Annotated in this window: 8 protein-coding genes and 2 pseudogenes; 5 read left to right on the plus strand and 5 right to left on the minus strand. The window is 72.0% G+C overall.

Going from position 1 to position 9,951, the window contains the following annotated elements:
• Window positions 1-70: 70 nt before the first annotated feature.
• Window positions 71-490: a winged helix-turn-helix transcriptional regulator gene (locus FNX44_RS18355; protein WP_143649376.1), complete on the minus strand. Its 420-nt coding sequence runs from the start codon at window positions 488-490 to the stop codon at window positions 71-73.
• A 111-nt stretch (window positions 491-601) separates the two neighbouring features.
• Here FNX44_RS18355 and FNX44_RS18360 point away from each other — a divergent pair, with 111 nt between their 5' ends.
• Window positions 602-1,468, plus strand: coding sequence for an SDR family oxidoreductase (locus FNX44_RS18360; RefSeq protein ID WP_143649377.1), 867 nt, complete (start codon window positions 602-604; stop codon window positions 1,466-1,468).
• A 34-nt stretch (window positions 1,469-1,502) separates the two neighbouring features.
• Here FNX44_RS18360 and FNX44_RS18365 read toward each other — a convergent pair whose 3' ends face one another.
• Window positions 1,503-2,102, minus strand: a complete 600-nt coding sequence (locus tag FNX44_RS18365) for a Uma2 family endonuclease (protein ID WP_323369484.1) — start codon at window positions 2,100-2,102, stop codon at window positions 1,503-1,505.
• A 102-nt stretch (window positions 2,103-2,204) separates the two neighbouring features.
• Window positions 2,205-3,809, minus strand: coding sequence for a glutamine-hydrolyzing GMP synthase (gene guaA / locus FNX44_RS18370; RefSeq protein WP_407699136.1), 1,605 nt, complete (start codon window positions 3,807-3,809; stop codon window positions 2,205-2,207).
• 377 nt (window positions 3,810-4,186) lie between these two features.
• Here guaA and FNX44_RS18375 point away from each other — a divergent pair, with 377 nt between their 5' ends.
• Both FNX44_RS18375 and FNX44_RS18380 read left to right on the plus strand, forming a co-directional pair.
• Window positions 4,187-4,516, plus strand: a complete 330-nt coding sequence (locus FNX44_RS18375; RefSeq protein WP_143649383.1) for a chorismate mutase — start codon at window positions 4,187-4,189, stop codon at window positions 4,514-4,516.
• 904 nt (window positions 4,517-5,420) lie between these two features.
• Window positions 5,421-6,470, plus strand: a complete 1,050-nt coding sequence (locus FNX44_RS18380; RefSeq protein ID WP_143649379.1) for an LAETG motif-containing sortase-dependent surface protein — start codon at window positions 5,421-5,423, stop codon at window positions 6,468-6,470.
• Between the two features lie 133 nt (window positions 6,471-6,603).
• Here FNX44_RS18380 and FNX44_RS18385 read toward each other — a convergent pair.
• Window positions 6,604-8,196, minus strand: a pseudogene (locus FNX44_RS18385) (GMC oxidoreductase); the annotation flags it as partial.
• Here FNX44_RS18385 and FNX44_RS29025 point away from each other — a divergent pair.
• Window positions 8,143-8,493 (plus strand): annotated as a pseudogene (locus tag FNX44_RS29025) (RNA-binding protein); the annotation flags it as partial. The pseudogenes FNX44_RS18385 and FNX44_RS29025 overlap by 54 nt on opposite strands.
• The gene (locus tag FNX44_RS18395) at window positions 8,490-9,356 is read left to right on the plus strand and encodes an HAD family hydrolase (RefSeq protein ID WP_228449993.1); all 867 of its coding nucleotides are present in this window, start codon (window positions 8,490-8,492) and stop codon (window positions 9,354-9,356) included. The pseudogene FNX44_RS29025 and the gene FNX44_RS18395, both read left to right, overlap by 4 nt.
• Here FNX44_RS18395 and FNX44_RS18400 read toward each other — a convergent pair.
• Window positions 9,280-9,891, minus strand: coding sequence for a DUF4383 domain-containing protein (locus tag FNX44_RS18400; protein ID WP_143649381.1), 612 nt, complete (start codon window positions 9,889-9,891; stop codon window positions 9,280-9,282). The genes FNX44_RS18395 and FNX44_RS18400 overlap by 77 nt on opposite strands.
• Window positions 9,892-9,951 lie beyond the last annotated feature (60 nt).

Consider the following 9,951-nt stretch of genomic DNA (forward strand, 5'->3'; position numbering starts at 1 on the left):
GCTCGGGGCCGCGGGTGGCCGCGCTCCCGCGGGCGCTGGCGGAGCGGGCGGGCCGGCGCGCGGGCGGAGCCTAGGCGGTGCCGTTGCGGCGGGTGTCGTAGGCGGCGCGGGCGGCGAGGACTTCGGGGAGGTGTTCGCCGGTCCAGCGGGCGAGGGCCCAGACCTGTCGGGCGGCCTGCTCGCCCAGCGGGGTGAGGGTGTACTCGACGTGCGGCGGCACGACCGGCTTCGCCTCGCGTACGAGCATGCCGTCGCGTTCCAGGGTCTGGAGGGTCTGGGCGAGCATCTTCTCGCTGACCCCGCCGATGCGTCGGCGCAGCGCGCTGAACCGCTGGGTGCCCTGGTCGAGCAGCGCCGCGAGGACGAGCACGCCCCAGCGGCTGACGACGTGCTCCAGCACGCCACGGGACTCGCACTGGGCGGAGAAGACGTCGGGGGCCAGGTCGCTGAGGGGCGTGTCCGCCGCTGCCACCTTCACACTTTCGCTCATGCCAGTACCTTACTTCAAAGTGGGTACTAACTTCTGGTTAGCTTCCTTGTTACCGTCGTTTTCGGCCGGGCGCTCCTGGCCGAGAACGCACCGACGGGAAGTGAGTGGGACATGAGCATCGTGGTCACCGGCGCGACCGGAAAGCTCGGACGGCTGGTCGTCGAGGGGCTGCTCGGCGTGGTGCCGGCCGCCGAGGTCGCCGCCGTCGTGCGCGACGCGGGGAAGGCGGCGGACCTGGCCGCGCGGGGCGTGGAGATCCGGGTCGCGGACTACGACCGTCCGGAGACGCTCACCGACGCGTTCCGCGCGGGTGACCGCGTGCTGCTGATCTCCGCCAACGAGGTCGGGCGCAGGCTGCCGCAGCACCGCGCGGTGATCGACGCGGCGAAGGCGGCCGGCGTCGCCCAGCTCGCGTACACCAGCATCCTCGGCGCGGAGACGGCCGAGTTCCGGCTGGCCGCCGAGCACCGGGAGACCGAGCGCCTGATCGTCGAGTCCGGCGTGCCCCACACGTTGCTGCGCAACGGCTGGTACACCGAGAACTACACCGAGAACCTGGCCCCCGTGCTGGAGCACGGCGCCGTCGTGGGCAACAGCGGCGAGGGCCGCGTCGCCTCCGCGACGCGGGCGGACTACGCCGCCGCCGCGGTGTCCGTGCTGACGACGGACGGCCATCTGGGCGCCGCGTACGAGCTGAACGGCGACGCGGACTGGTCGCTCGCGGAGTACGCCGCGCTGGTCGCGGAGCTGTCCGGCCGACCGGTCGCACACGCGGACGTGCCGGCCGACGAGCACCTGCGGATTCTGCTCGCCGCCGGGCTGCCGGCCGCCTTCGCGGCGATCCTGGTCGACGTGGACGACCACGTCGCGCGCGGCGCGCTCGCCGCACGCGGCAAGGACCTCAGCCGACTGATCGGCCGCCCGACGACCCCGCTCCGCGACTCCGTCGCGGAAGCCCTGCGGGGGCTCGGCGCCTGAGCCCCAGCGCCCCGCAGCCGGGCCGGCCCGCCGCCTACAGGTGGTCGATGGCGGTCAGGTCGATGTTGATGTCGAAGGGGACGCTCAGCTTGAGGTGGTCGTGGTGGATTCCGGTGAGCGCGTAGACGCGGGTCGCCGGGTCCAGCTCGTAGACGTAGACCACCGGGCGTCGGCCGTTGCCCTTCTCCACCCGCCAGAAGTGCGGGATGCCGGCGCGTGCGTACTTGGAGGGCTTGGTGTCCCGGTCCCGCTCCTCCGACTCGGGTGAGACCACCTCAACCACGAGTACGGCGTCCGCCGCCTCGTAGCGGGTCTCGTCGCGCTCCCGGCAGGCTTCGGCGTGGAGAACGAGAAGGTCCGGTTCGGGCGCGGTCTTGGGGGTGAGGACGATGTTCATCTCACGCCGCACGCGGAAGCACTCGGGGACGGACTGCCGTAACCCGTCCCCGAGCAGATCCACAGCCAGCGAATGGAACATTCGCCGCGGGCTCATGAAGACGAAGCCCCCGTCGATCATCTCGGTGTGCGGCGGGAGACTGGGCAGGCTGTACAGGTCGTCCACGGTCCAGCCGTCCTGTGGCGGTACCGGCCAGGAGGTCGAGGACTCGGTGTCTGCGGTCGCGGCTTCTTCCACGGACGCGATTCTGGAACCTGCGCCGACGTGACGGGACGAAACGCGGATGCCGCCGCTCCCAGGGGGGAACGGCGGCATCCGCGTTGACGGCAGAGGGGAGCGTCACTCCCACTCGATGGTGCCCGGGGGCTTGCTGGTGACGTCGAGGACGACGCGGTTGACGTCGGCGACCTCGTTGGTGATCCGCGTGGAGATCTTCGCCAGGACGTCGTACGGGAGGCGGGACCAGTCGGCGGTCATCGCGTCCTCGGAGGAGACCGGGCGCAGCACGACCGGGTGGCCGTATGTGCGGCCGTCGCCCTGGACGCCGACCGAGCGGACGTCGGCGAGCAGCACGACCGGGCACTGCCAGATGTCGCGGTCGAGACCGGCAGCGGTCAGCTCCTCGCGGGCGATGGCGTCCGCCTCGCGGAGCAGGTCGAGGCGGTCCTTGGTGACCTCGCCGACGATGCGGATGCCGAGGCCCGGGCCGGGGAACGGCTGCCGCTGGACGATCTCCTCCGGCAGGCCGAGTTCCTGGCCGACCATCCGGACCTCGTCCTTGAACAGCTGCCGCAGCGGCTCGACCAGCTCGAACTCGAGGTCCTCGGGGAGGCCGCCGACGTTGTGGTGGGACTTGATGTTCGCGGTGCCGGTGCCGCCGCCGGACTCGACGACGTCCGGGTAGAGCGTGCCCTGGACGAGGAACGCGACCTCCTCGCCCTCCTCACCGGCCTCCGCGACCAGCTCGGCCTGGGCCTGCTCGAAGACCCGGATGAACTCGCGGCCGATGATCTTCCGCTTCTCCTCCGGGTCGCTGACACCGGCCAGCGCGTCGAGGAATCGCTTCTCCGCCGCGACGACCTTCAGCTGGACGCCGGTGGCGGCCACGAAGTCCTTCTCGACCTGCTCGGTCTCACCCTTGCGCATCAGGCCGTGGTCGACGTAGACACAGGTCAGCTGGTCGCCGATGGCGCGCTGGACGAGGGCGGCGGCGACGGCGGAGTCGACACCGCCGGACAGGCCGCAGATGGCGCGCTTGCTGCCGACCTGGGCGCGGATCGCCTCGACCTGCTCCTCGACGATGTTGCCGGTCGTCCAGCTGGGGGCGAGCCCGGCGCCGCGGTAGAGGAAGTGCTCCAGGACCTGCTGGCCGTGCGTGGAGTGCATGACCTCGGGGTGGTACTGCACGCCGTAGAGCTTCTTCTCGTCGTTCTCGAAGGCGGCGACCGGCACGACCTCCGTCGACGCGGTGACGCTGAAGCCCTCGGGGGCGGCCGAGCAGGCGTCGCCGTGGGACATCCACACGGACTGGTCCACCGGCGTGCCCTCGAAGAGGGTGGAGCCCGGCTTGCTCACCGTCAGCGGGGTGCGGCCGTACTCGCGGGCTCCGGTGTTGTCGACGGTGCCACCGAGCGCCTGCGCCATCAGCTGGAAGCCGTAGCACATGCCGAAGACCGGCACGCCGGCCTCGAACAGGGCGCGGTCGACGGTGGGCGCGTGCTCGGCGTACACGGAGGACGGGCCGCCGGAGAGGATGATCGCCTTCGGGTTCTTGGCGAGCATTTCCGCGACCGGCATGGTCGAGGGGACGATCTCGCTGTAGACCCGGGCCTCACGGACGCGGCGGGCGATGAGCTGGGCGTACTGCGCGCCGAAGTCGACCACGAGGACCGTGTCGGGTGCGGCGGGCGCGGCGGTGTGGGTCGATGCCACGGTGGAGGCCACGAATGCTGCCTTTCGGCGGGTCGAGCGGGAGAGTGCCTCCGAGTCTACCGGCCGCGGAGGGGAGCCCGGCCGGGCAGCCGACCGGGCGGGCTTCCCGGCCGCGCGACGCCGGCGGTGTGGCCGGCGGTGTCGCTGGCCTCGCGGCGCGGGGGCGGGGCATACTGTGCGGCATGCGTGAGTACACGGCCTTCTGGTTTACCTATGGCACCGGCCCGTCCGGCTGCCGTGGGTCGTGTCACGCTGTCTGAGCACCAGACGCCACACACCTCCACCGCCGCCCCGGGCCGACCAAGGCCCGGGGCGGCGGTGTCTCGTCGCGGGCCGCACGGCCGCGGAACGGCTCCCACCGCCACAGCGAGGAGCGACCCGTGAACACCATGACGACGACAACCCCGACGACCCCGACGACCCCGACGACGACCCCGACGACGACCGCGAGTACGGCCACGACCGACGCGTCCGATCCCGAACAGGTGATCGGCGAGGCGCGGGAGCGGATCGACGAGCTGGACGCACGGATCATCCGACTCGTGCGGGAGCGGATGGAGGTGTCGAGCCGCATCCAGCGCACCCGGATCGCCGCAGGTGGGCGACGGGTGCACCTGTCACGGGAGATGGAGGTGCTGAGCCGCTTCCGCGCGGAGCTGGGCGGCCCGGGGACGACCTTGGCGATGACGCTGCTGGAGCTGTCCCGCGGGCGGGTGTGAGCCCGGCGGCTCCACCCGGGGGCCCACGTCACCCGTACGGAGCGTTACCGAGCGGGACGCGCTTCGTTGGTCCGAGTGCCCCAGATGTCGGCCGGGGCCCGGCGACTGTAGGGGTGGTACCACCGGAGCGATGAGGCGCCGGCCCTGCCGATGAGGGAAGGGCAGCGCGTCGTGGGACCTCGCTTCGGTGCCGTGACCGGACAGCAGGGGACAGCAGCCCGGTCACTCTCCAAGTGGCCGGCCTCCGGGACGCCGGAGGCCGGCCGCCCGCGGGTGCGGCGGCGGTTCCCGCCGGTTCGTGAACGACGTTCGCGAACGACCTCGGGACAGCTTGGGGCGTAATCGGCAGAAACGGTTGCGCAGACCTGGCGACCGGGCCCACCATCAGTACCCCGGCGGTCGACGAGGCCGCCGACCGGACCTCACTCCCGCGGCGCACCCCCCGGCGCCGCCCGGTCGGTCGCGGCGCCGCCCTGACGCCGCGACCGATCTCCGGAGGGTCCCGGGACGCGTACTCCCCCGCCCACGGCGTCCCGGGGCCCTTCGCACGTCCGGCGCCTCCCGCACGCCCAACCATGCACACGCAGGCGGAAGCCGCGCCTCCACCGCGCGGCGCACTCCCGACCGCGGCGTGATGTTCAACACACAGAAAACTCCCACCACATGGGCAACTGCCCCGACAGAGGGCTATTTGTCCCCTGGTTGTCGACGCCCGCCCTTCCCGCACCCGTTCAACAGCGCTGACAGGGCTTTTACTTCGGGATTAATGTTCGGTCCGCCAGGTCGCACCGCGCGTCACGCGCCGCGCCGGCCACACACGTTTCACCCTGCCTTCGTCCCGTGCGCCGACTGGCCGCGAAGGCACTGACCACGCTTTCCCGAGAGAAGTCACGAGGTCGCACACATGAGGATCCGTCGCGCAGTCGCGGCCGCCGCCGCAACGGCCGTCATCGCCCCCGCCGCCCTGCTGGCCGCGCCCGCCGCGTACGCCGACGAGCAGCCGACCACCGCCCCGACCGCCGAGTCCACGGACGCGCCGGGCGAGGACGACGAGGCCGGGGACCCGGACCCGGTGCCGGCTCCGACGGAGTCCGCCCCGGAGGGCGAGGAGCCGAAGCCCACCCCGACCGAGTCCGAGGACGAGGACGAGGAGCCGAAGCCCACCCCGACCGAGGACGAGGACGAGGACGAGAAGCCCAAGCCCACCCCGACCGAGGACGAGGACGAGGACGAAGACGAGGAGGAGGGCCCGGATGACGGGCTCGCCGACTGCGAGGACATCGATGAGGACGAGGCGCTCATCGACACCGACGTGCGGGGCCTGCCGAACAAGATCGTCGCCGGTTCGGGCTGGAAGAACTTCACCTACCGCGTCACCAACAACTCCAAGCAGTCGATGAAGAACGTCGCCGCCTTCGCGGACGCGTTCGCCGTCGACAAGAAGGAGTACGAGGAGATCGACCCGGTCCTCACCCACCAGTGGTTCGACCCGAACAAGAACGCCTGGTCGACCATCAACGACGAGCTGGGCTACTTCGGCACCACCACCGAGCTGAAGCCGGGCGAGTACGCCGAGGCCCAGATGCGGGTCAAGGTCGACGCGAAGGCCCCGGCCAGCCTCGGCGTTGTGATGACCTTCGGCATCCACGTCGTCGGTGACGGCAACTGCCAGATGTCGGACTTCAACTACTACGAGTTCGACATCCTGGCCGCGGGCGCCAAGCCGGGCAAGATCGACGACGCCAAGGGTGAGAAGAAGCCGGGCAAGAAGCCCGCGCCGCAGGGTGGCCTGGAGAAGCTGCCGGTGACCGGCAAGCTGGCCGACACCGGTTCTGACTCCAAGCTGCCGATGTTCGCGCTCGCCGGTGCCACCGCCGTGGCGCTGGGCGCCGGTGCCATGTTCGTCGTCCGCCGCCGCAAGGGCAGCGACGACAGCACCACCGCCGCCGCCTGAGTCGGTGACTACCGGCTCGACGCTGAGGCTCTGACCCGGCGGCACCGCCGCTGAGTCGAGAAGGGCCCGGACCTCGCAGGAGGTCCGGGCCCTTCGTCGTCGAACGGGACGGCGGCCGCTGGGAGGCCGGCCCTCAGTCGGCCGTCGCGGAGCCCTTCGGGGGCGCGGGCGGCACCGAGGGCACCGGGAGCACCGGCAGGCGGAGGGCCGCGAAGGCCGACTCCGGGACCGCCGGGGTGCGCGGCTCGACGGGTGTGATCCGCTGGTAGGGCCGGCCCTGGGCGGGGCGCGGGTCCGGCTCGCCCTTGTTGGGCCACAGTGACATGGCGCGTTCGGCCTGGGCGGTGATGGTGAGTGAGGGGTTGACGCCGAGGTTGGCGGTGACGGCGGCGCCGTCGACGACCGAGATGCCGGGGTGTCCGTACAGCCGGTGGTAGGGGTCGAGGACGCCGTGGTCGGGGTCGTCTCCGATGGGGCAGCCGCCGAGGAAGTGCGCGGTGAGCGGGGTGCCCATGAGTTCGCCGACGTTCGTTCCGGCGAAGCCGTTGATCTCCTCGGCGAGGTGGCGGGCGGCTCGGGAGCCGGCGGGGATGTGCAGGGGGTTGGGGGCTCCGTGGCCCTGGCGGGCGGTGAGCAGGCCCTTGCCGAGTCCCTTGTCCTTGCGGTAGGTGGTCAGCGAGTTGTCCAGGGACTGCATCACCAGGCCGATGATGATCCGCTCGGACCACTTCCGGGCGGACAGCGAGCGCGCGAACAGCACGGGGTGGCGGACGCAGGTGAGGACGTGTGCCAGGGCGCGCGGCAGCCGTGAGTCATGGCGGACCTGGAGTGTGGTGAGCAGCGACATCGCGTTGGAGCCCCGGCCGTAGCGGACGGGTTCGATGTGGGTGTTCTCGTCCGGGTGGACGGAGGAGGTGATGGCGACGCCTCGGCTGAAGTCGAGGACGGCGTCCTTTCCGTACTTCGCGCGGTAGCGGCGGGGGATGGTCTGGGCGCCGACGAGGGCTTCGGAGTTGGTTCTGGTGAGCATGCCGAGCCGCCGGGACAGGTGCGGCAGCCGGCCTTCGTCGCGCATCCGGTGCAGCAGGGTCTGGGTGCCGTAGGTACCGGCGGCGAGCACGACGCGGTCGGCGGTGAGGACGCGGGCGCGGGCGCGGCGGCGGCGGTCGGTGGGCACCGTGCTGACGGTGTAGCCGCCGCCCTCGTTCTCGGGGCGTTCGGTGACGGCGGTGACGGTGGTCATGGGGCGGACCTCGACCCCGGCGCGTTCGGCGAGGTACAGGTAGTTCTCGTTGAGGGTGTTCTTGGCGCCCCAGCGGCAGCCGGTCATGCACTCGCCGCACTCCCGGCACGCGTGCCGTTCCGGGCCGGCGCCGCCGAAGTACGGGTCCGGCGCGGGCTCGCCGGGGGCGGCCTTCGTCTTCCCGTCGGCGTCGTCTCCGTCGCCGAAGAAGACGCCGACGGGCGCGAGGTGGAAGGTGTCCCCGACGCCCATCTTCTCGGCGGCGGCCTTCAGATGGACGTCGGCGGGGGTGACGGTCGGGTTGAGCCGGACGCCGAGCATGCGTCGCGCCTGGTCGTAGTAGGGGCGCAGCTCCTCCTGCCAGTCGGTGATGTGGCCCCACTGACGGTCCCGGAAGAACGGCTCGGGCGGGACGTAGAGGGTGTTGGCGTAGTTGAGCGAGCCGCCGCCGACGCCCGCGCCCTGGCGAACGCCGACCGCACCCCCACCTGGGAGGGCTGGCGCGCCGTCGAGCGCATCAGCGAGCAGTACGGCATCCACGACGTCAACCTCGTCAAGCCCGGGGTCGGCGAGACCACCCGCGTCCTGCTGCGCCGCGTCCCGTGGCGGGTGCTCGCCGCCCGGGGCGCAGGCAGCGACCTCGACCACGTACGACTGCTCGCCGAGCAGCGCGGCGTGCCCGTCGAGGAGGTCGACGACCTGCCCTACAGCTGCGTCGGCCTCATCCACCCCCGCTACACACGCGGCGCCACCGGCGCCGACGGAAAGGCAGCCGGATGACCTCCGCGACCACCACCCCCGCCAGCGGGCCCGCCGGTCGCGCCACCCCCGCGACCGGGCCGGTCCTGTTCGCGAGCGATCTCGACCGCACCCTCATCTACTCGGCCGCGGCCCTCGGCCTCACCGGCCCCGACAACATGGCCCCCCGGCTGCTCTGCGTCGAGGTCTACCAGGCCAAACCGCTCTCCTACCTGACCGAGACCGCCGCCGAACTGCTGCGCCGCGCCGCCGACGCCACCGTCCTCGTCCCCACGACCACCCGCACCCGCGAGCAGTACCAGCGTGTCCGTCTCCCGATCCCCACCCCCGCCTACGCGATCTGCGCCAACGGCGGCCACCTCCTCGTCGACGGCCGGACCGACGAGGACTGGCACGCCGCCGTCCGCACCCGCCTCACCGACGAGTGCGCACCCCTCGCCGAGGTCCGCGCCCACCTGCGCGCCACCGCCGACCCCGCATGGCTGCTGAAGGAACGCGTCGCCGAGGAGCTGTTCGCCTACCTCGTCGTGGACCGCGCACAGCTCCCTCCCACCTGGGTGAAGGAACTCACCGAGTGGGCCGAGCCGCGCGGCTGGACCGTCAGCCTCCAGGGCCGCAAGATCTACGCCGTTCCCCGGCCGCTCACCAAGAGCGCCGCCATGGCCGAGGTCGCCCGCCGCACCGGCGCCCGCACCACCCTCGCCGCCGGCGACTCCCTGCTCGACGCCGACCTGCTGCTCGCCGCGGACCACGCCTGGCGGCCGGGCCACGGCGAACTGGCCGAGACCGGCTGGCAGGCCCCGCACGTCACTGCTGTGGCCGACCGGGGCGTCGGCGCGGGAGAGCGGATTTTGGCGGAAGCTCTTCGACACGCCGCTGCCTGAGGGACCGCCGCCGGGCCGCCCTGTCCGCCTCACCCGGGTGCCGGGCCTGCCAGTACGGATTGTCGTGCGGCAGCCGCCCGGCCACCCGTCCGTACATCCCGAAGAGCGTCAGCAGCAGGCCGACGACAAAGCTGAAGACGACGTTCTGGATGCGGAAGTTGAGGAAGTTCCAGTCGGTCTCCAGCAGCGCCAGGTTCACAAAACCGCTCAACAGGAACGCGAGCCCGAGGATGACGTTCACGTTCGAGGCGAAGTTCCCGCCGCGCATCGCGCTGAGGAACAGCACCCCGCCCACACCGACGGACAGCACGCTCAGTGCGCCGTTGGTGCTCAACCCGGCGATCGTCGTGTCACCGGTGCTGAAGAAACCCACCCGGTCGATCAGCCCGAGCACCCCGAACGCGGCCAGCACCACCCCCATCAACCCGGCGCCGAAGCGGTACACCTTGCTGAGCGGGTGACCGGCCGGCAGATGGGTCTCCAGCTCCGCGTTCACCCGGTGGAACGCGTGCGAGAGCGCGTGGGAAGCAGCCATGATCGGCCTCCTCGCGTCGGAGACGGTCGACCTCCAGCATCCGCCCCCGCGCCCCCACCC

The sequence above is a fragment of the Streptomyces alkaliterrae genome, assembly GCF_007097205.2.
Taxonomy (GTDB): Bacteria; Actinomycetota; Actinomycetes; order Streptomycetales; family Streptomycetaceae; genus Streptomyces; species Streptomyces alkaliterrae.